The 20,875-nt window shown below is 47.3% G+C and carries 21 protein-coding genes; 10 read left to right on the plus strand and 11 right to left on the minus strand.

Annotated features, from left to right (window positions below; translation table 11 throughout):
- Window positions 1–7 precede the first annotated feature (7 nt).
- Window positions 8–1,123 (minus strand): mechanosensitive ion channel family protein, encoded by a 1,116-nt coding sequence (locus tag ACWHAR_RS09475; protein ID WP_032874303.1) that lies wholly within the window; start codon window positions 1,121–1,123, stop codon window positions 8–10.
- A 160-nt stretch (window positions 1,124–1,283) separates the two neighbouring features.
- On the minus strand, window positions 1,284–1,388 hold the full coding sequence (locus tag ACWHAR_RS09480; RefSeq protein WP_003155299.1) for a YhdX family protein: 105 nt from the start codon (window positions 1,386–1,388) through the stop codon (window positions 1,284–1,286).
- Window positions 1,389–1,557: 169 nt separating this feature from the next.
- Here ACWHAR_RS09480 and ACWHAR_RS09485 point away from each other — a divergent pair, with 169 nt between their 5' ends.
- The 3 genes from ACWHAR_RS09485 to crcB are packed head-to-tail and all read left to right on the plus strand — an operon-like array spanning window position 1,558 to window position 3,027.
- Complete coding sequence (locus tag ACWHAR_RS09485; RefSeq protein ID WP_032874301.1) at window positions 1,558–2,274, plus strand: glycerophosphodiester phosphodiesterase; 717 nt, start codon at window positions 1,558–1,560, stop codon at window positions 2,272–2,274.
- 1 nt (window position 2,275) lies between these two features.
- Window positions 2,276–2,671, plus strand: a complete 396-nt coding sequence (locus ACWHAR_RS09490; RefSeq protein WP_032874298.1) for a fluoride efflux transporter FluC — start codon at window positions 2,276–2,278, stop codon at window positions 2,669–2,671.
- Window positions 2,668–3,027 carry a fluoride efflux transporter CrcB gene (crcB, locus tag ACWHAR_RS09495; protein ID WP_032874296.1) on the plus strand — a complete coding sequence of 120 codons (360 nt, stop codon included), beginning with the start codon at window positions 2,668–2,670 and terminating at the stop codon, window positions 3,025–3,027. Before ACWHAR_RS09490 ends, crcB begins: the two co-directional genes overlap by 4 nt.
- A 12-nt stretch (window positions 3,028–3,039) precedes the next feature.
- Here crcB and ACWHAR_RS09500 read toward each other — a convergent pair whose 3' ends face one another.
- The 3 genes from ACWHAR_RS09500 to ACWHAR_RS09510 form a co-directional block, all read right to left on the minus strand.
- Window positions 3,040–4,428, minus strand: a complete 1,389-nt coding sequence (locus ACWHAR_RS09500; protein ID WP_007610337.1) for a hemolysin family protein — start codon at window positions 4,426–4,428, stop codon at window positions 3,040–3,042.
- A 231-nt stretch (window positions 4,429–4,659) separates the two neighbouring features.
- On the minus strand, window positions 4,660–5,904 hold the full coding sequence (locus ACWHAR_RS09505; RefSeq protein ID WP_032874294.1) for a beta-ketoacyl synthase N-terminal-like domain-containing protein: 1,245 nt from the start codon (window positions 5,902–5,904) through the stop codon (window positions 4,660–4,662).
- A gap of 32 nt (window positions 5,905–5,936) precedes the next feature.
- Window positions 5,937–7,121 carry a pyridoxal phosphate-dependent aminotransferase gene (locus ACWHAR_RS09510; protein ID WP_032875169.1) on the minus strand — a complete coding sequence of 395 codons (1,185 nt, stop codon included), beginning with the start codon at window positions 7,119–7,121 and terminating at the stop codon, window positions 5,937–5,939.
- A 179-nt stretch (window positions 7,122–7,300) separates the two neighbouring features.
- Here ACWHAR_RS09510 and ACWHAR_RS09515 point away from each other — a divergent pair, with 179 nt between their 5' ends.
- Both ACWHAR_RS09515 and ACWHAR_RS09520 read left to right on the plus strand, forming a co-directional pair.
- Complete coding sequence (locus ACWHAR_RS09515; protein ID WP_007409263.1) at window positions 7,301–7,726, plus strand: MerR family transcriptional regulator; 426 nt, start codon at window positions 7,301–7,303, stop codon at window positions 7,724–7,726.
- A 61-nt stretch (window positions 7,727–7,787) separates the two neighbouring features.
- Window positions 7,788–9,122 carry a hemolysin family protein gene (locus ACWHAR_RS09520; RefSeq protein WP_007409264.1) on the plus strand — a complete coding sequence of 445 codons (1,335 nt, stop codon included), beginning with the start codon at window positions 7,788–7,790 and terminating at the stop codon, window positions 9,120–9,122.
- Window positions 9,123–9,167: 45 nt separating this feature from the next.
- On the opposite strand, the gene ACWHAR_RS09525 is transcribed toward ACWHAR_RS09520, so the two are convergent.
- Complete coding sequence (locus tag ACWHAR_RS09525) at window positions 9,168–9,767, minus strand: lysophospholipid acyltransferase family protein (RefSeq protein ID WP_032874292.1); 600 nt, start codon at window positions 9,765–9,767, stop codon at window positions 9,168–9,170.
- Between the two features lie 238 nt (window positions 9,768–10,005).
- Here ACWHAR_RS09525 and sigM point away from each other — a divergent pair, with 238 nt between their 5' ends.
- The 3 genes from sigM to ACWHAR_RS09540 are packed head-to-tail and all read left to right on the plus strand — an operon-like array spanning window position 10,006 to window position 11,841.
- On the plus strand, window positions 10,006–10,497 hold the full coding sequence (gene sigM, locus ACWHAR_RS09530) for an RNA polymerase sigma factor SigM (protein ID WP_003155312.1): 492 nt from the start codon (window positions 10,006–10,008) through the stop codon (window positions 10,495–10,497).
- Window positions 10,487–11,563 carry an anti-sigma factor gene (locus ACWHAR_RS09535; protein ID WP_087920756.1) on the plus strand — a complete coding sequence of 359 codons (1,077 nt, stop codon included), beginning with the start codon at window positions 10,487–10,489 and terminating at the stop codon, window positions 11,561–11,563. The genes sigM and ACWHAR_RS09535 overlap by 11 nt, the downstream gene beginning before the upstream one ends.
- On the plus strand, window positions 11,551–11,841 hold the full coding sequence (locus tag ACWHAR_RS09540) for an anti-sigma-M factor (protein WP_003155315.1): 291 nt from the start codon (window positions 11,551–11,553) through the stop codon (window positions 11,839–11,841). The genes ACWHAR_RS09535 and ACWHAR_RS09540 overlap by 13 nt, the downstream gene beginning before the upstream one ends.
- A 36-nt stretch (window positions 11,842–11,877) precedes the next feature.
- Here ACWHAR_RS09540 and ACWHAR_RS09545 read toward each other — a convergent pair whose 3' ends face one another.
- The 4 genes from ACWHAR_RS09545 to ACWHAR_RS09560 form a co-directional block, all read right to left on the minus strand.
- Entirely contained in the window at window positions 11,878–13,233 is a 1,356-nt protein-coding gene (locus tag ACWHAR_RS09545) for a sodium-dependent transporter (RefSeq protein WP_032874290.1), read from the minus strand.
- Between the two features lie 114 nt (window positions 13,234–13,347).
- The gene (locus ACWHAR_RS09550) at window positions 13,348–14,751 is read right to left on the minus strand and encodes an amino acid permease (RefSeq protein ID WP_032874288.1); all 1,404 of its coding nucleotides are present in this window, start codon (window positions 14,749–14,751) and stop codon (window positions 13,348–13,350) included.
- A gap of 330 nt (window positions 14,752–15,081) precedes the next feature.
- Complete coding sequence (locus tag ACWHAR_RS09555) at window positions 15,082–15,951, minus strand: SDR family oxidoreductase (protein WP_014417296.1); 870 nt, start codon at window positions 15,949–15,951, stop codon at window positions 15,082–15,084.
- 79 nt (window positions 15,952–16,030) lie between these two features.
- Window positions 16,031–17,134, minus strand: coding sequence for a citrate synthase/methylcitrate synthase (locus tag ACWHAR_RS09560; protein ID WP_032875166.1), 1,104 nt, complete (start codon window positions 17,132–17,134; stop codon window positions 16,031–16,033).
- Between the two features lie 109 nt (window positions 17,135–17,243).
- Here ACWHAR_RS09560 and ACWHAR_RS09565 point away from each other — a divergent pair, with 109 nt between their 5' ends.
- Window positions 17,244–18,119, plus strand: a complete 876-nt coding sequence (locus tag ACWHAR_RS09565) for a LysR family transcriptional regulator (RefSeq protein WP_032874282.1) — start codon at window positions 17,244–17,246, stop codon at window positions 18,117–18,119.
- A gap of 68 nt (window positions 18,120–18,187) precedes the next feature.
- On the opposite strand, the gene ACWHAR_RS09570 is transcribed toward ACWHAR_RS09565, so the two are convergent.
- Window positions 18,188–19,012, minus strand: coding sequence for a C40 family peptidase (locus ACWHAR_RS09570; protein WP_024085067.1), 825 nt, complete (start codon window positions 19,010–19,012; stop codon window positions 18,188–18,190).
- 458 nt (window positions 19,013–19,470) lie between these two features.
- Between ACWHAR_RS09570 and ACWHAR_RS09575 the strand changes: the two genes are divergently transcribed.
- The gene (locus tag ACWHAR_RS09575) at window positions 19,471–20,850 is read left to right on the plus strand and encodes an alkaline phosphatase (RefSeq protein WP_032874278.1); all 1,380 of its coding nucleotides are present in this window, start codon (window positions 19,471–19,473) and stop codon (window positions 20,848–20,850) included.
- Window positions 20,851–20,875: the final 25 nt, after the last annotated feature.

Consider the following 20,875-nt stretch of genomic DNA (forward strand, 5'->3'; position numbering starts at 1 on the left):
GCGCCTGTTATGCCCGTTCTTTTTCTCCGGAATGATCCTTCACATGAACCGGATCATCGTGGCTTTTCTGTTTTACGAATACATTCTGGCCCGGATAGGCGAACTCCACGCCTTCCTCAGCAAAAATATCAATAATCCGGCGGTTGATATCCTGCCGCACGTCCAGGCTTTCCGCCCAGACGATGGTCTTTGTGTAAAAGTTGAAAAACAGATTGTAATAGCTGTCCGCAAACACGTCAAAGTTAACCATAATCGTATCATCATGCACGCCTTCATGTTCACGAAGCATTTCTCTGAGCCTTGTGATGCACCGCTCTAGACGATCAATCGGCGTCGCATAAGAAACACGAACGGAAAACGTGACCTGGCGCTTCGTCATCCTCGTCCAGTTTGTGATGGCTTCCATGGACAGCGTTGAATTGGGCACGGTAACAAGCGCCCCCTGCGCCGTCCGGAACCTTGTGCTTCGGAATGTGATATCTTCGACGCCCCCCGTCACAGATGACGTCTCGACCCAGTCGCCGATCGTAAACGGCTTTTCCGTAATGATGATAATGCCGCCGAAAAAATTGCTGATCGTATCTTTAGCCGCAAGCGCGAAGGCCAATCCGCCAAGTCCGAGTCCGGCCACGAACCCGTTTACATCATAATTGAATTCCTGCGCGATCACACTGACGCTGAGCGCGAGAATGACAAAGCGCAGCACCTTGGATAAAAACGGCGCCAAAATGTCATCCATATCAAGCTCAAAGCGCTGATTGACTTTATGAAATAAAAACGAAGACGCCGATGTCAGATTGCAAAGCCCCCAGGCGATCAGCGCAACGATCAGAGAGCGGTACAATTTTTTGACAATGTCCATCTGCCCGTCTAAAAACGGCGAATACTCAATCGCCAAAAACAGACCCAGCGCCGCGAAAAACCATCTGGCCGGCTTGTCAAACGCTACGGCAATCTGCTTGAATATGTCGGTTTTCGGCTTGTTCGCCAATTTGTAAATGAGCTGAAAAAAGTATTTGACAAACAGTTTTCTCAAAACGAGAAAAGCCGCTAAAATTCCGATGCTGATACTGATCTGCGAAATATGGTCAAGCGTAAAAAAGCTCTGAAATTGTGTCATCATGGCATGCTCCTTTGTCTTGTCGAAAATCTATTATACTAAAACATTCGGACATCAGCTTCTTTTAATGTCTTTAGGCAGCCTGAAAAACCCCGGCATCAGAGCATAGCCGGGGTTTTCACACATTCGTTCATCTTTCAGCCAGATACAACAGGGTCAGGCACTATTTCTTCTTTGATTGTGTCTGTTTCAGGAGAGTCGCTTTTTGGATTTCAGCATCGGTTTCGGCCTTAATTCTTTCTTCCACTTTCAATCTCCCTTTTCCCATGATCTCGCCTCCTTTTTGCCATTATAAATCATCAATGCGGATTGTAAACCGAAAAAAGCACTAACTTTATTCCAAAAAAATACTGTTTTGCACATTCACCAGTTTGAATCGCTGTGCATATACGAATCTGATATAATAACAGAAATGCCCATGAGGGGAGCTGACAAGCTTGTATACCATCGCTCATCGCGGCGCATCCGGTTACGCGCCCGAAAATACATTTGCGGCATTTGATATCGCTGCCGAAATGAACGCTGATTTCATTGAGCTTGACGTCCAGCTCACAAAAGACGGTCAGATTGTCGTCATCCATGATGACAAAGTCGACCGGACGACGGACGGCTCCGGTTTTGTAAAAGATTTTACGCTGAAGAAGCTGCAGTCCCTGGATGCCGGCAGCTGGTATGGGGCTGAGTTTAAAGGGGAGCGGATTCCCCTGCTCGAAGAGGTTCTGAAGCGTTATCATTCTGAAATCGGATTTTTAATTGAACTGAAGGGGCACGTTTCTCAAGTCGGCCTTGAAAAAGCAGTCGGCCAGCTGTTAAGCAGGTTTTCCTTTTCCATCCACCCTATCGTTCAATCATTCAGCCTCAAGTCGATTCAGACCTTTCACGGCATGTATCCGTCCGTTCCGACTGCAATTATTGCAAGACCCAGCTTTGGGATGTTTTCCAAAAGCCAGCTGGCCGCCTACAAATCAGCCGTACATTATGTCAATATTAAATATACCCGTCTGAATCGGTTCTTGATTTCCACCGCTCACAGACACGGCCTGAAAGTATTTGCTTGGACGGTCAGAAATCAAAAGACCGCCGAAAAGCTGCAAATGATGGCAGTTGACGGCATTGTAACTGATTTTCCGGATTTTATTTCTAAGGATGGCTGATATGAAACAATACATCGCAATTTTTATCGGAGGCGCGCTTGGCGCTTTGCTCCGCTTTGAAATGAGCGCGCACATTCACAGCGGTTCTTTCCCGGCGGCCACTTTCCTCGAAAACGCGGCGGGAAGCCTTTTACTCGGTCTTATTACGGGTTATTTCATCATTCGGGCTAAACGCCCTCTTTTGACCGCCTTTTTAGGAACCGGTTTTTGCGGAGGTTTCACGACGATGTCAACCTTCGCAAAAGAAACCATTTTTCTGCTGCAATCGTCTCCCGCAGCGGCTTTTTGTTATGCTGCCGCGACTTTATTCGCTGGTCTTGCCCTTGCATACGCCGGCATTTTTTGGGGACGGCGGATTGCCCTTCACGCAGCGGGAAGGGGGCATGATACGCCATGACGATTGTCCTGATGCTTATCGCAGCGGGTATCGGAGCGGTATTACGGTCTCTGCTGGGTAAAACAATTTCAGAAAGAACAAAAAGTTTTCCGATTCCGCTTGGAATGGCTGCGGTCAACCTGCTCGGCTCCTTCGGCCTCGGCATGTTCACCGGACTGGGCCTGGATAATCCTTCCGCCGGCATCATCATCGCGACCGGCTTTTTCGGTGCGTTTACGACCTTTTCCACGTTCAGTATTGAAGCCGTGCAGCTGATGATGAACAACCGCATAAAGGAAAGCCTGCTCTACATCGCTGTTTCAGCAGCCGGAAGCCTTTTGGCGTTCTGGTGCGGCTTCATTATCATGTCCATTTAAAAAACCTTGAGCTTATTTTTCGCTCAAGGTTGCGTTATGAAGCATGACCGTTTCAGGTACAGGCAGCTGGCGGTTTATTGTTCCCTGACCGCCCGGGCGGCCCTGTTCTTCTTTGAGTTCAAGCTGTTTAATAAACCGGCCGTCCATTTCTAATATGAGGGCAGTGTATCCCCCGATTTGTATCGACTCACCCGCACAGATGTCAATATTCCGTTTCAGCACAAGACCGCCGATCGTGTCGACTTCCTCTTCAATCCCTGCGCCGAGAAGATGATTCACCTGATCAATCCGAACCTTTCCGTCCAGCACATAATGGCGTTCGGACAGCTTTTGAATCTGCGGCTGTTCGTCCTCATCAAATTCGTCTCTGATATCGCCGACGATTTCTTCAAGGATGTCTTCGGTCGTCACAAGACCGGACGTTCCGCCGTATTCATCAGACAATATCGCCAAATGAATCCGTTCTCTCTGCATTTTTATCAGCAGGTCGTGTATCGGGATCGTCTCGATGACTTCAATCACCGGGCGGACGTAAGACGTGATGGATACTTCCGCTTTTTCATCTTCTGTCATAAACAGCAGATCTGAAAAGAGATGCTTCGTATTGATCATGCCGATGACACTGTCTTTGTCCCCGTCCGTTACGGGCCAGCGCGTATATTTGTCTTTCAGCATCATATCAAGCATTTCCGGCACGTCCATATCAGTGGAAACAGCCGCGATTTCTTTTCTCGGGATCATGATTTCCTTGGCGATCCGATTATCAAAATCAAAAATTTTATTCACAAACGTATATTCAGACGGATTGATTTCTCCGTTTTTTAAACTTTCTGACAGCAGGATCCGCAGCTCTTCTTCAGAGTGGGAGCCTTCATGCTCAGATGCCGGCTTTAATCCGGCCAAACCGGTCAGAATTCTCGCGGAGCCGTTCAGCACCCAAATAAACGGGAACATGAACACGTAAAATAACCGAAGCGGTCCGGCAATCCATAACGTCAGCTTTTCCGCTTTTTGAATCGCAACCGTTTTAGGCGCAAGCTCACCGACGACGACATGTAGAAACGTAATCAGTCCGTACGCCGCAGCAAAAGCAATCACATGCTCAGCAGAATCCGGCAGCCCCATGCCCTGAAACACAGGATGAAGCATCCGCTCAAATGCAGGCTCTCCCAGTACGCCGAGCCCGATGGATGTGAGTGTAATGCCAAGCTGCGAGGCGGATAAATACTCATCAAGATCCGTAATGATACGCTTTGCGAGCACCGCCCGTCTGTTCCCTTCTGAGATGAGCTGATCGATTCTGGATCTCCTCACTCTGACGATCGCAAATTCACTCGCCACGAAAAATGCCGTTAACGCAATGAGCACACCGATTAAAATCAAACTGTCAATATCGTCCATTTCACCTTATCCCGAATTGAAGGATAAGGACGTCACCTCCTGATTTCATCGTTTTTTCTTAAGCGAGAGGAACGAAATGGGTGATTGACTACACAGAGGGCCCCATCCTGCCACCTCCTAAGTCAAAGCATGATTGTCATTTGTATATTTTATTGTATCACAACTCCATTCTTTCATCATTTTCAGATTTTTTTATCATATAAAAAACAGCCTTCAAAAAGAAGGCTGCCGTTATCTGCTTCGAAAATGATTTTCTAAACAAAGCGCCGTATTAATCCCCCCGAATCCCATGCTTAAGCTTAACGCATGGTGTACGGTATGGGCGCTCGGCCCGTCGGTCACCCACTGAAATGAATCGTCAATCGGCTCCGTTAAATTTCGGATCGGATGAAGCTTGTTTTCCCGCATTTGCAAGAGAGCAGCAATGATTTCCACCGTTCCGGCCGCACTCAGACCGTGTCCGGTAATCGATTTTGTCGCATTAATCCGCGCGTGCGACAGGCCGCTTTCAGAAAGCGCCCGGCATTCAGTCTTATCACCGATCGGTGAACCGGTGCCGTGCGGGTTGATGTAATCGATCTCTTTTGCTGAAAGACCGGCCCGCTCCAGCGCCTGGCGGATCACCGTCATTTCGCCCTCTGCTGAAGGATTCGGGTTGCGGTTCGCATCGGAAGCCATCCCCCAGCCCTTTAAGCCGGCCCACGAACGTGCGCCCCTCTCTTCGGCAGATTCAGCCCGTTCCAGCACAATCGCCCCGCACGCCTCTCCGAATATAAACCCGTCCGTATGCCGGTCAAACGGGCGGCAGGCGGCTTCAGGCCGTTCAGCGTATGTATCAGTGCCCATCGCTCCCAAAGAACGGAGAGCATGACACTCCATGTACGACAGATCGGCCAGCGCCCCGATCACGATACATCGGTCAAACAGGCCACCTTTGATTCCTTGAGCAGCCTGGATAACCGCCGCCTGGCCGCTTGCCGACGCGCCGCCGACCGTAAAGGCCGGCCCTTTTATCCCGAATTGCTCCGTACAAAGCCCCGACAAATCACTATCCATAAAAGAAAGCCCGTATGTCGGATTTACAAATTGCGGCGTTTCACCGTTTTTCTCAAAGGTCTGCAGCAATTCGCGCTGCGTCATATTCGAGCCGCCGATGATCAGACCGGTGCGGCTGTGGTCAGCGCCGTCTAATTGTGCGTCATGCCACGCTTCATATAGAGCGATAAGTGCCGTCTTTCCTGATAATGCGGCCCTTCGGTACAAGCGCTTGGACAGCGCGTCCGGCGGCGTTAATTCGCTAAGCTCCGCGCCGATAAACGAACTGCCTTTCTGCCGGCCGGGCCGTTTCATCACATCAAAGGCGTGCCGCCCCTCCATGAGCGCATCGAGAAGCGCCTCCTTGCCTTGTCCGACCGCGGTTAAGACTCCGATTCCTGTAATGCTGATGTCTGACGTGCCATTATTTCTCCTCGACATTTGTCCGTTCTCCCATCTTTTTGTATTGGAAGCTATGAAGAAAAATCTTGATACAGTGCTTTGAAAACATCGCGCGACTGTCTGATCTGTTCTGAAGGCACGCTGAAAGATAATCGGAAATAGCCGCTTTTTCCAAATCCGCTGCCGGGTACGATCAATAGTTTGTATTTCTGTGCGGCATGCATGCAGAACGCCACCTCGTCTTCAATCGGTGATTTCGGAAAGACGAAAAAGCCTCCTTTCGGCATTTCAAATTCGAAGCCGGCTTCTGTGAGGATGTCCACCATAAGGTCTCTCCGCTTTCTGTAAGGTTCAGCATCAATCGAAAGATCATCCATTTTCGCCACGGTGCGCTGCATCATGACCGGAGCGTTCACAAAGCCGAGCGTCCGGTTGCAGAAAACGAACGCATCCGTCAGAAGATCGCCCTCAGGCATTTGGGCGTCTGCCGCGATATACCCGAGCCTTTCCCCCGCAATGCCGAGATCTTTACTGAACGAACTGACTAAAATCACGCGGTGATACGCCTGAAACGGATTCGCCTGTTCTTCTCCGTAGATCAGCTGGCTGTACGGTTCATCAAATAAAATAAATATGCTTTGGCCGTTCCGCTCTTCGGCTTCTTTTAATAAGGCGCCTAATTCGTTAAGGTTTTTCTGGCTGAGCACAGTCCCCGTCGGATTATGCGGCGTATTAACGATCAGTCCTTTCGTACGGGGGGTGATCGCACCTTTAACCGCTTCAATATCAATCTCAAATGAGTCAGTCAGCGGGCAGATGACGGGTCTGCCGCGGTAATTTTCAACATACGCTTTATATTCCGCAAAATAAGGCGAAAGAAGGATGACTTCTTCCTCCGGGTTTAAAATGCTCTTCAGCGCGACATTCAGCGCCCCGCCGGCTCCGACCGTCATGACTGTATGCCTGGCCGAAATTTCTGTCTGGAACCGCTCTGACAAAAAGCGCGCAACCTTTTCTCTCGCCTCCGGAAGCCCCTGGTTTTGTATGTACCCGTGCCGCCCTGTTTCAGCCGCTTCGCAAAGCGCTTTTTTAAATGTTTCAGGCGGCTCCGCAACCGGATTTCCTATCGAAAAGTCAAATACCTTATCGGCGCCGAACTCTTTTTTCAGCCGAGCGCCTTCATCAAATAGTTTGCGTATCCATGAACCTTTCTCCAGATTCTGTGTCACTTCCCGTGATAAACCGGCCACTGTCATCTGTCCCTTCTGTCTTTTTCTTCCGTTTCTATTTACAATGATTATGAAAGATTTACATGGCGCAGTCAACGCTTTTTCAGACAGCCCGCCGCGCCGTTTCAGGAGAAAGACGGAAAACAATAAACTTGTGCAAACTCCCCTTCATATATTAAACTATTCTCATAACTATAACGTGATGGTTGGGGAGGGATTTAGATGGGGCTGAGACTTATCGCATCAGTGAATTAGCAGAGCTTGCCGGTGTAACGAAACGCACGGTGGATTACTACACAAACCTCGGGCTTTTAAAGCCTGACAGGTCTTGTTCGAACTATCGTTACTACGATACACTTGCACTTAATCGGTTAAAGTTTATAGTCGCTTGTAAAAAGCAGCGATTGGCCCTGTCTGATATAAAAGATCGACTGGAGAACCAGTTTCCCTCTTCAGCCCTGCCTGACGATATTGGAAATCTGGCATCGGAAATTGATCACATGAATCAAAACATCTCCGTGATCTTGAATCGGTTTGAAAAGCTTGAACCAGAGGAGCGCGCCCAGCTGAAAAAAAGGCTGGCTCCTGAAAAGCTTGCAGTGCTTCAATCATTTATGCTGCTGTTAAGTTAAACCATTATCTTACTAACAGGAGGTGTTACCTTCATCTTCCCAAAAGAAGTGAAGGTTCTAATTGGACATTGTGAATTTGATTTTAGTCGCGGTTTTAATCGCGCTGACGGCATTTTTCGTAGCATCTGAGTTTGCGATAATCAGAATCAGAGGCTCACGGGTTGACCAGCTTATAGCAGAAGGAAATAAAGCCGCAATCGGTGTCAAAAAAGTGACCACGCATTTAGATGAGTATTTATCGGCGTGCCAGCTCGGCATAACATTGACTTCCATCGGTCTTGGTGTCTTAGGCGAATCAACGATTGAACGCTTGCTTCATCCGCTTTTCACAAAGATAAACGTACCAAGCTCATTATCGCATATTATTTCATTTATTCTCGCCTATGCGATCATTACATTCTTACACGTGGTCGTGGGAGAATTGGCGCCGAAAACAGTCGCCATCCAGAAAGCGGAAGCCGTTTCAATGCTGTTTTCGAAACCGCTCATTTGGTTTTACCGCATCATGTTCCCGTTTATCTGGCTTCTGAACAACTCCGCCCGTCTTTTAACGAAGGCGTTCGGTCTGGAGACGGTGTCTGAAAATGAGCTTGCCCACTCTGAAGAAGAGCTGCGCATTATTTTATCGGAAAGCTATAAAAGCGGTGAAATCAACCAGTCTGAATTTAAATATGTGAACAAAATCTTTGAATTTGACGACAGACTTGCAAAAGAAATCATGATTCCGCGTACGGAAATCGTCAGTCTGCCGCATGATATCAAAATCTCTGAAATGATGGACATCATTCAGATTGAAAAATATACCCGGTACCCTGTCGAAGAGGGTGACAAAGATAATATTATCGGCGTTATTAACATTAAAGAAGTGCTGACCGCCTGCATAAGCGGCGAAGTATCAGTCGACTCGCCGATTACCGATTTTGTCAATCCGATCATCCATGTGATTGAGTCGGCACCGATTCACGATCTGCTTGTAAAAATGCAGAAGGAACGGGTTCATATGGCGATTCTGTCGGATGAATACGGCGGAACCGCGGGGCTTGTCACCGTTGAAGACATTATTGAAGAAATCGTCGGGGAAATCCGTGATGAATTTGATATCGATGAAATCAACGAAATCCGCAAACTCGGCGACGGCCATTACATGCTTGACGGCAAGGTCCTGATTGATCAAGTGAACGAACTCCTCGGCATCCATTTAGAAAATGACGAGGTCGACACCATCGGCGGCTGGTTCCTTACCCAGAAATACGACGTCGAACAATACGACTCGATTATCGAAGAAGGCTGTGAATTTATCATTAATGAAATTGACGGCCACCACGTCGCATATATCGAAGTGAAAAAACTGGCGTTTGATGAACTGCTGGAAACCGCCGAACAAAAAGAAGCATAACAAAAAAGCTTGCGCGTCTGATACAGACGGCAAGCTTTTTTTCATTTACAATTGTTCAAGTTTTTTCTCAAGCTCTTTAATTCTGGCATTCAGCTCTTCTGTCATGGCCGCAAGCCTCTCCTTCGGCGCAAGATCGGAAAAGTCCTCCAAAAAAATCGGCTCGCCGATGATAAGCCGCATTTTTCCCTTTTTAAACAGCGCTTTTCCCGTAGACGGCCCTTTATATGCGGCCGGAACGAGCGGCGCTTTTCCCATTTGGGCGATGGTCACGGCCCCTCTTTTCAGCGGGACGTCTTCTGATGTTCTCGTACCGCTCGGAAAAATCCCGACAATCTTTCCTTCCTTCAGAAGCTTAATCGGCGTTTTAATGCTGCTCGGGCCCGGATTTTCACGGTCAACCGGGAACGCGTGAATCTTCTTCAAAAAATGTCCGATCCACTTTTTCTGAAACAGCTCTTTTTTCGCCATATAATGAATCTGATGGGGCAGTATTCCGACACCGAGCGTGAGGACGTCCACCCAGCCCGCATGCGTGCACGCGATAACGAATCCTTTATCAGACGGAAGATTCTCTTTATTGTACACTTTCACTCCTCCGCGCAGAGATAGAATGCATTTGATGGCATTTGCACAAAACTTATACATAACGCACTTCCTTTGTTGTAATGATCAAAAGTGTTCTCTCTCTATTATAACAATATTTTTTATTACCTGGTACTAATAATTATATTTTTCCTCCGCCGATCTCTATCTTTTATGACGGATTTTGGGTACTATAGAGAAATGGTGTTTGATGAGGTGAAAATGAATTTAAGCCGTTTGCATGGAACGTGCAACTTTAAACCTTTCTTATGCGTGTATAACATAGAGGGGAGAAAAGGCAGTGACGATCGATGAAATTTACCAAATGTATATGAATGATGTTTACCGGTTCCTGCTCTCCATGACAAAAGACAAGCATCTCGCTGAAGATTTGCTGCAGGAAACCTTTATGAGGGCATACATACACATTCACTCCTATGACCACAGCAAAGTAAAGCCATGGCTTTTTCAAGTGGCGAGAAATGCGTTTATAGATTATGTCAGAAAACATAAAAAGGAAGTGACCATTTCCGATGACTTAATTGGGAGCCTTTTTCAGACGGCTGTTCAAAGCCCGGCTCATCAGATTGAAATCAAGGAAGTGCTGACAGGGTATATGTCCGAACTTCCCGACAATTATCGGGAGGCCTTAACACTGTATTATTTAAAAGAACTGAATTACAAAGAAGCATCCCATATTATGAATATTTCAGAGGCTAATTTTAAAAGTGTTTTATTTCGTGCCAGACAGCGGCTGAAAGCACTTTATAATAGAGGTGTTAATGATGAATGAAGAATTTAAAAAGCGTTTTTACCAATACAAAAATGGAGAAATGAGCGACCGGGAAATGGCCGCCTTTGAAGAAGAGCTGGAAAAGCTGGAAGTCTATCAGGAGTTGATTGAAAGCGAAATGCAGGACGACCGGGAATGGGACGTCGGCATCAGCCCGGAAAAACAGAAGGCCATTTTATCATACGGAAAACGCAAATCGTATTTGCGGATTTCAGTTCTCGCCGTCATCTCCACTTTGATGATTTTGCCGCTTTGCACTTTAGGAAGCTACCTCTATTACGGTCTGGGAGGAAAAGAAAGCACCGGCAATCAATTAATGGAGACCGCGGCAGTGACGGTGGCGACCACAATGCCGAACGTCCTCGTCGATACCTCCGGACTGAAAAGCCAGGTGAAGCTGTTTGGAATGAATACGGAATTTCCGCTGCAAAAGCAGATCGGCACAAAAACGAAATCCGTCGGCGGAGAACGAATTGAAATGTTTTTAGATACTGTCAAATCGCCTGCCGTTAACTACTATGATCTAGACGCGGCACAGGCAAAGCATTATTTCGCCCATCCTTCCGGCTTAAAGGAACGCACGATTGAAAAAGCCGGACAGACCTTAAAAAAATTGCCTGAAGGAAGCGTGGCGGAGGTCTATCTTTCTTATGACCGGGCCTACCCTTCTTCTCAAGTATATTCGACTTTTAAAAAATACGATGTGAAGTTTTTATGGAACGCGGTCGAAACGGAGAAAAATCTGAAAGACAGTCCTTATGCCGAGCCGTTAGGATTTCCCGGGAAAGATTCCAAGATGGTGTCCTCTTTCGAAACGCAAGGACAGACAGACCGTGAACAATTTATCAATGCCCTTGAATTTATGTCCCGCCATAAAAAATGGGCTCATGCAATATCGAAACGCAAAGACATGAATCTTGGCAGCCGAATCGACTATGTTGAACATCACGGAATGAACGTATACGGCTCTGTCGTGACGGGGCCGACAAAAGAAATCGAACGTCTGCTGAAAAACAAAACAGTAAAAGCAGCAAACATCGGTGAGGTGGAATTATGGAATTGGTAAGAATTTTTAAAGAGCATAATGTTTTCGGCTGGATATCAGTCGGTACCGCGATTTTGTCGCTGCTGCTTTTGAACGTGGCAATCATCAGCAATGTGACTTTCTATTCTTATCAGATGCTGCCGTTTGCGATGGCCGCCGTGCCGTTCGGCATCATTGAGCTGTTTATTAAAAAAGGACGGACGGGCCCGGGACTGCTCGGTGTCATCCTCAACCTTTTCGTCATTGTCTGTGTATATACGATCGTTGCCGTTGATACGAATCTGCAATTCGGTTTTTAAACATAAAAACAGGCCCTTTTACGGGGGCCTGTTTTTTTAAAATGGAAGAACGCCGATTAAATGCAGCAATACGACGATGATAGCCAGCGGCACGAGATATTTCAGAAGGAAATACCACACCTGAAAGAAACGATAGCCGATGGCGGAACCGCTTTTCATCTCGGCGAACAGCTCCCGCTTCGGTATTTTCAGCGGGATGAAGATTGATATTAATAAAGCGCCGAGCGGAATCAGCACATTGCTCACTGTGAAATCCGCTAGATCAAAAAACGTTTTTCCGAACAAATGAACATCACCGAGAACACCGTATGATAAACAGGACGGAATTCCGACTAAGAAAATGAGCAGACCGCTTGTCCACGACAGCTTCTTCCTTTTCGTTTCATCACCTTTCCCGACAGTCGCTACGATAATTTCCACCATCGAAAAGGCCGAAGTCAGCGCGGCGAAGAAAAAGACCGCCAGAAAGCTGATAAAAAACAGCGAGCCGAACGGCAGCCGGTCAAACACAGCCGGCAGTACGGTAAACAGCAGTGTAGGCCCTTCATCCGGTTTAAAGCCGAACGAAAAAACCGCCGGAAAAATGGCCAGTCCCGCAAACAGCGTGACGAGCACATTCATCACAACAATGGAACCCGCCGATCCCGGAAGGTTTTGGGTTTTCGGCAGATACGAACTGTATGTCACCATGACCGAAACGCCGAGCGTTAATGTAAAGAACGCCTGTCCTAAAGCATATAGGATGGATTCCGGCGTCAAATCTTCAAAGTGCGGAACCAATAAAAATCTAATCCCCTCAACGGCATGATCGAGCGTGACTGATCGCAGCACAAGCAATAGAAACAGCACGAATAAAACCGGCATCAGCACCGCACTGACACGTTCAATCCCTTTCTGCACGCCTTTTGCGACGACCGCCACGGTCATGATCATAAATACAAGCTGCGCGGCGAGAGTCTGGATCGGATTTTCAATGACCGTCCCGAACACCGTTCCGTACTGCTCCTGAGTGAGCCCGGATAAAGAACCCGTAACAGCTTTTAACACATAAAGCAAAATCCACCCGCCGACAACACTGTAAAAAGACAAAACTAAAAAACAGGCCGCCACACCCACATAACCCGTGAGGTGCCATACCGACTTCGGCGCGGCTTGTTTGTAGGCATCAATCGCATTTGTCTGGCTCCGTCTTCCGAAAATAAATTCACCGAGCAAAAGCGGATAGCCTAAAAGTACGGTAAAGAGGACGAATACAAGAAAAAAAGCGCCTCCTCCGTTCGTACCCGCTACGTAAGGGAACTTCCAAATGGCTCCCAGGCCGATCGCCGAACCGGCAGCGGCCATAATAAATCCTATTTTTGAGGCCCATTGAACCCTTTTTTGGTCAGACACGACTTTCCACTTCCCTTCCGCCCTATATTATCCCTTATTCGCTGCGATAACTTAAGCCCATTTCAATATGTTTCATTATTCCGAAAAATAAAAAGGAGCGGCGGGTGCCGCTCCTTACAAATCCCCGTTTAATTTCGAATGCTTTCTCGAATATAAGAAATAAATCACCAGACCGATGATCAGCCAGATAAAGAAACGGAATATGGTGGTGGCGCCAAGGTTAATAATCAAAAATACGCAGAACAGAATGGATAATATCGGAATAAAGGGAACCCCCGGACATTTAAAAGCTCTTGGCAGATCAGGCTGTTTCTTTCTCAATACGATAACCGCTACTGAAATCAGGACAAATGCGGCAAGCGTGCCGATGTTCACCAGCTTCGCCAGCTCATCAAGCGGGACGAGTGAGCCGAGTAATGCCGACAGGATGCCGAACACCCATGTCACCACGTGCGGCGTTTTATGCTTCGGATGGACTTTTGAAAGCGCCCCCGGCACCAAACCGTCACGGGACATGGCAAACATCACCCTCGTCTGGCCGTACAGCATGACGAGCATCACCGTTGTCATTCCCAACACTGCGCCGATATCAATAATCCCGGCCACCCAATTCTGTCCGGCCATCTGCAGGACGAGAGACACGGGATGGTCAACGCCTTCAAAGCGGGCAAACGGAACGACGCCCGTCATAATCGCCGATACGGTCACATACAGCACAGTGCAGACGATTAATGAAAAGATAATTCCTTTCGGCAGATCCTTCGCCGGATTTTTCGTTTCTTCAGCGGCGGAAGAGACGGCGTCAAAACCGATAAAAGAGAAGAAAACGAGCGCCGCGGCACTGAAAACACCGCCGAACCCCATCGGTATAAACGGCTGCCAGTTGTGAGGTTTGACATATACGGCCGCAACGGCGATAAACAATAGAACAACCAGAACCTTCAAAATGACCATAATATTATTGACCCGCTTCGATTCCTTAATGCCTAAGTAGAGGAGGAATGTAATCGCAAGCACGATAACAAATGCGGGGAGATTAAAGAATGTGACCGTGCCTTTAATGGATCCCGGCGCGGCCGTTAATGCAGTCGGAAGATGAACGCCGAAGCCCGCCAAGAATGATTGAAAATAGCCGGACCAGCCGACCGAAACCGCGCTGACGGCGAGCATATATTCCAAGATTAAATCCCATCCGATGATAAATGCGAGAAGTTCACCCAGTGTCGCATAAGTAAACGTGTAGACGGAACCGGAAACCGGGACGCTTGAAGCAAATTCCGCATATGATAAAGCCGCAAATAAACACGCAAGAGCGGCGATGACAAATGAAACAGTCAGCCCCGGCCCCGCCGTGACAGCGCCTGTTCCGGTTAATACAAAAATTCCCGTTCCGATGATGGCCCCTATCCCCAGAAGGGTCAGATCAAAGGCCCCTAACTCTCTTTTCAGCGACTTTTCCCCGCCCGTTGCGGCAAGCAGGTCCTGAATGCTTTTCTTTCTGAATATGCTCCCCTTCATCTGCTTCACTCCTTGTAAATCAATATATGTTAGAATATTCAGATAACAATAGCGATAATGACTAAATTCTTATTTTTCGCATGAAATGTTTCAGCACATCATTCCTTTCTCCTACATCATATTATAGCGAAAAATATAAAAATGAAAATAACTTTTTTGAAAATTCTATATATTATTTCAGTTTTCATAAAACAGAACTCAGCGGATTCTCTGCTGTGAAATATTAACATTAGTGATTCGGCTGGAGACTTCCATTTTTTAAAAATCGTATTCATATGTAATCAAATAAAAATCCCGCACTTTTTAAAAGTGCGGGATAAGACTTGCGTATTATGTTGAAATAAACCTGCCGCCATTTACGTGAATGGTCTGCCCCGTCATATAGGAAGATTCGTCTGAAGCCAGAAGCACGTAAGCTCCGGCGTGTTCCGCAGGCTGTCCCGGTCTTCCCATCGGAGTGTCCAGACCGTGCTTTTCCACCTTTTCTTCAGTAAACGTTGCCGGAATCAGGGCGGTCCAGATCGGCCCGGGGGCCACCGCATTTACTCTGATCCCCTGATCGGCCAATGACATCGCCATTGAACGCGTAAAGGAAACGATGCCGCCTTTCGTGCACGAATAGTCGATCAATGATGTGTCTCCCTGATAAGCGGTAATCGACGTTGTATTAATGATGGCGCTCCCTCTTTTGAGATGAGGCAGCACGGCTTTAGTCATATGAAACATAGAAAACATGTTTGTACGGAATGTCTTCTCCAGCTGTTCAGCCGTAATATCAAGAATCCCGTTTTGCGGATGCTGCTCAGCCGCATTATTAACGAGAATATCTATTTTTCCGTAGTGATCTAAGACTTGCCGGACCGCCTTCTGACAATGCGCCTCATCACCGACGTCTCCCGGAATTAACAGGCATTCGGCCTGGTATTCTTCCGCACGCTTTTTCGTTCTCTCGGCATCGGCATGTTCGTCTAGGTACAGGATGGCAAGATCCGCCCCTTCCTTCGCGTAAGCGATCGCAGCCGCTGCGCCGATGCCGCTGTCTCCGCCCGTGATGACGGCGACTTTTCCTTTTAATCTGCCCGATCCTTTTACATCCGGGTCCTCCAAGAGCGGTTTTGGCTCCATGTCTGACTCAATGCCGGGCTGGCGGTTTTGCACCTGCGGCTTTTGTCCTTCCGTCTGTCTGTCCATCGGATTCATATTCTCACACTCCTGCAATTGGTATTACTGAGACGATACCACGCAGTGCGGGGAGTTAAACGGACAAATATGCCGGTAATTAAAGCTGCTGAGCCGTTTCGGGAAAAGCGCCGGTGTATTTCGCAGACGGCCTGTAAATCATGTTGTCAGCGGACTGTTCAAGCACATGTGCGCACCAGCCTGCCATTCTGCTTGCTGAAAAGGTCGGCGTAAATAAATCATTGTCGACATCAATGGCCTGCATCACAGCCGCTGCGTAAAACTCCACATTCGTATACAGCTTCCGTCCGGGCTTATATTGCTCTAACAAGCGGATGGCTTCCTTCTCCACATAAAGCGCCAAGTCAAGCGACGGATCATTTCCCGTCACTTCTTCAGCCTTTATGCGCAGCGCTTCCGCCCGCGGGTCTTTTGTTTTGTACACCCTGTGCCCGAAGCCCATCAGGCGTTCTCCCCTCATAAGCTTCGCTGTCAAATACGCTTCTGCATTTTCTTTTTCCCCGATGTCTTCAAGCATTTTCGTGACGCCTGAAGGCGCACCTCCGTGCAGCGGCCCTTTCATCGTACCCAGTGCGGCAGTGACGGCAGACACTAAGTCCGATTCAGTCGAAACGGTGACTCTCGCCGAAAAAGTCGATGCATTCATCCCGTGTTCCATCGCCAGAATCATATACGTCTCAAGCGCTTTCTTTTGGGCTGCGGACGGCTGCCTGCCTGTCAGCATATACAAATAGTTTTCAACGTGTCCGTATCGCGCCTCGGGTGACAGCGCTTCCTGCCCTTGTTTACGGCGGTATCTGTACGCAATAATCGTCGGTGTGACGGCAATCAGTTTAATCGCTTCTTCCCGCTTGGGCGGATATGTAAATGAATCTGTGCCCAAACCCGAAACAGCCGTTCTCAGCACCGCCATGTCGTCCATTTCATCCGGAAGCGTTTCCAGTAAGCCGATCAAATGTTTCGGAAGCCCGCGCTCGGCTGCAAGTTCTTCCTGAAACGCAAGCAATTGCCGCTCATCAGGAAGCGCCCCGTTCAAAATGAGATACGCCGCTTCTTCAAAACTGAATTGCAATGCGATATCCTTCGCGTCATAGCCGCGATATATTAAATGCCCCTTTTCTCCGTCAATGTGGCTGATCGCCGTTTCTGCACAAGTAATCCCTTTCAATCCACGATAAATCAATTTCATTCCCCCTTATCCTCTTTCTGTTATTATAGTAAATATAATATTTAAAAAATAATGAATATTTTTAAGGGAATTAATTAAAACTTTTAATCAGAGGAGTGCATCTATGGATTTTAAATGGCTTCACACCTTCGTCACCGCGGCAAAATATGAGAATTTCAGAAAAACGGCGGAAACGCTTTTTTTATCTCAGCCGACCGTCACCGTTCATATAAAATTATTAGAGAAAGAAATCAGCTGCAAGCTGTTTCAGCGGAGCGGCCGGAAAATACAATTGACGGAAGAAGGAAAAGCATACGTGCCGTTTGCCATGAGACTTTTGGAAGACTATGAAAACAGCATGGCGGAGCTGCACAGGGTGCGCCAGGGCTACTCGCACACGCTGACGCTCGCTGTTTCGCCGCTTATCGCCGACACCGTTCTTCCGTCTGTCATGAAGCGTTATACAGAGGACAATAAAGAAACCGAAATGACAGTCACCATTTTCGAATCGGAAGAAATCGCCTCTCAAATCAGAAACGGCTCAGCCGATATCGGACTGAGCTGCTTAAAGGTGCAATCATCTTCCCTCACTTGCCGCCCCCTGTACAATGACCCCGTTGTCCTCGTCGCGCCACCCGGCCGAAAACCCGGGACAGGGAAGGCGAATGAAGTGAAAGACCTGTTCGGACAATATCTGCTTTTGACCCATAACCATCCTGACTATTGGGATGATTTGCTCCGCCAGGTCAGAATACAGTTCCCTTTCGTCAGAACAATGAAGGTGACACAGACGCATATTACGAAACGATTTATTAAAGAGGGGCTGGGCGTCTCATTTCTGCCGCTGTCAGCGGTACGGTCCGAACTCGCCGCAGGCAGCATGATTGAAATTCCGTGCGAATTCGCCCAGATGCCGAGCGCGGGCGCGTACGCCATCGCCCTCTATGAAAATGAAAAAAAGAAAACCTTTTTAGATTTTTTATCACATTTTCATTTTTAGGTGAAACAAATGGAGCTCTGCCCCGTCTAAATAAAAAACCCGTTCGGATGAACGGGTTTCTCTCACTGCTAGAATCTTTTCGCGCCCAGGTAGCGCGGCTTCCAGTAGCTGTTATTCAGATCACTTGTTGTGACGCCGTCAGAACCGGCATGGATGAACTTGTTGTTTCCGATGTACACACCCATGTGTGAAGGGCCGGCCTGATATGTTGTAAAGAAGACGAAGTCTCCTCTTGACGGGCTGGACACGCTCTTCATTGAGCTCCAGTATCCCGCAGTGCTTGTTCTGCCGACACTCGTCTGTTTGTTTAACAGGTACCAGATAAATCCGCTGCAGTCAAAGCCGGAAGTCGTTGTTCCGCCCCATACATACGGCGTGCCGATTAAAGATTGCGCATCAGAAATCAGCTTGTTTACATTCAGGCTCGTCTGTGCAATATTATGGCTGGATGAAGGCTTCTTTGATGACGAAGATCCTGAAGACGCTGAACCGGAAGTTGATCCTTTTACTTTAAGCACTTGCCCGATGCGGATCAGGTCCGTTTTTAAACCGTTTAAACTTTTTAATTGGTTTACCGTCATTTTATATTTATTCGCAATTTTCCAAAGGCTGTCGCCTTTTACGACTTTATATGTAGACGATGATGACTTGCTGCCCGAATTTGAACCTGAAGATGATTTACCGTTAATCGAAAGCGTCTGACCGATGTAAATGATATCCGATTTTAATTTGTTCTCAGATTTAATGGAATTAATTGACGTTCCATACCGATTTGAAAGTCCCCATAATGTATCGCCTTTTTTTACCTTAATCGTTTGCGCAGATGCCGCACCCGCAAACAAAGTCGTCCCCAAAACCACTGCCGTTGTTGCTGTAACAAGTTGCTTTTTCATATTTTCCTCCCTGAATGATTCTATCTATTTTATGTGTCTCTTTTTTAAAGTTTTTATCTGTTTCCTATTATAAGGTTCAATTTCCACTAGAAATAGACTTGACTTCCCGTGACAAATTTCTTACTAATTCGTTTTAGAAAAAAGTTTTTAAGGGTATTAAATATTTCAATTTGATTTCAAACGTGACGAAAAACGAGTCAATTTGTCATGTTTTTTTCCTGTGATCATCGTATTTTGGAAAAACAAAGCAGTTTACTTTCCAAATAACTCCTTGTTAAAAAAATCCTCATCTTTTTCAAAAAAGTGAATGGTTTTCACTCTTTCTTGAAAACATAAGTTACACCGGAATTTACATTTCTAACAATGTTTCACCTGAAATTTACAGGAGAAACAGACGCTCTTTACAAACACCCCCTACCATTAGACATACAGACACGATTAAAGGAGGACGAGTGAGAATGAGTCTATTTAAACAGGTTCGATCAAAACTTCTGCCGGCGGCAGCCGTATCCGTACTGACAGCCGGTCTGATTGCGGGTGCGGGGCTTCAGCACTCCGAACAGGCTGCGGCAAAAAAACAGCCTGACAAAAACGAGATCAGAAACGTCATCTTCATGGTCGGCGACGGAATGGGCGCTCCCTATATGAACGCCTACCGTTCGGTCATTAACAAAGGAAAGCCTTCGGATGGTATGAAACTGACAGCATTCGATCCCAATCTCACCGGTATGATGATGACTTATCCTGACGATCCTGATTCCAATATTACCGATTCCGCGGCGGCTGGCACGGCAATGGCCACAGGCGTGAAAACGTATAACGCGGCGATCGGAGTCGATAAAAAAGGAAAGCGGGTAAAATCCGTCCTCGAAGAAGCGAAACAAAGAGGGAAATCCACCGGACTTGTCGCAACTTCGGAGATTGCGCACGCCACCCCTGCGGCATTCGGAGCCCATAACAAATCCCGAAAGAACATGGATGACATCGCAAGCAGCTACTTTGATGACCGCATCAACGGAAAACAGAAAGTCGATGTGCTCCTCGGAGGCGGCAAGTCAAACTTTATCCGTAAAGACCGCAATATAACAAAGGATTTCAAAAAAGCGGGATACAGCTACGTGACATCAAAACAGGAGCTCAAAAAGGATCGTAACAAGAAGATTCTCGGCCTGTTTGCCGATGGCGGACTCGACAAAGCAATCGACCGCTCAAACGCCGTCCCTTCATTAGAAGACATGACAACGGCAGCGATCGACAGGCTGAACAAGAATAAAAAAGGGTTTTTCTTAATGGTCGAAGGCAGCCAAATTGACTGGGCGGGCCATGACAATGATATAGTCGGCGCAATGAGTGAAATGAAGGATTTTGAAAAAGCGTATAAAGCAGCGATCGCATTTGCCAAAAAGGACAAACATACGCTTGTCGTTGCCACGGCTGACCATACCACCGGCGGATTGACGATCGGCGCGAATGACGATAAAAACTGGCATGTTGAACCGATTCTTGCCGCAAAAAAAACCCCGGCGTTTATGGCTGACCAAATCAAAGCGGGTAAATCCGTATCTTCCGTGCTTGCGCGTTATACAGACCTGAAATGGTCAAAAGCTGAAATCAAACAGATCGAAACGGCCTCAAAACAGGATGCTGACAAGAGCGTCTACAAAGCGATCATTAAGCTCTTTAATGCGAAAACCAACAGCGGCTGGACAACCGGCGATCATACGGGCGAAGAAGTTCCCGTTTACGCATACGGTCCGGGAAGAGAGTCATTTACGGGGCTTTTAAACAACACGGACCAGGCCAAAAAGATTTTTCACATCCTGAAACACGGAAAATAAAAAAGGATGCGGGGGTTTCCCCGCA

Source organism: Bacillus sp. LR--39, from assembly GCF_053613335.1.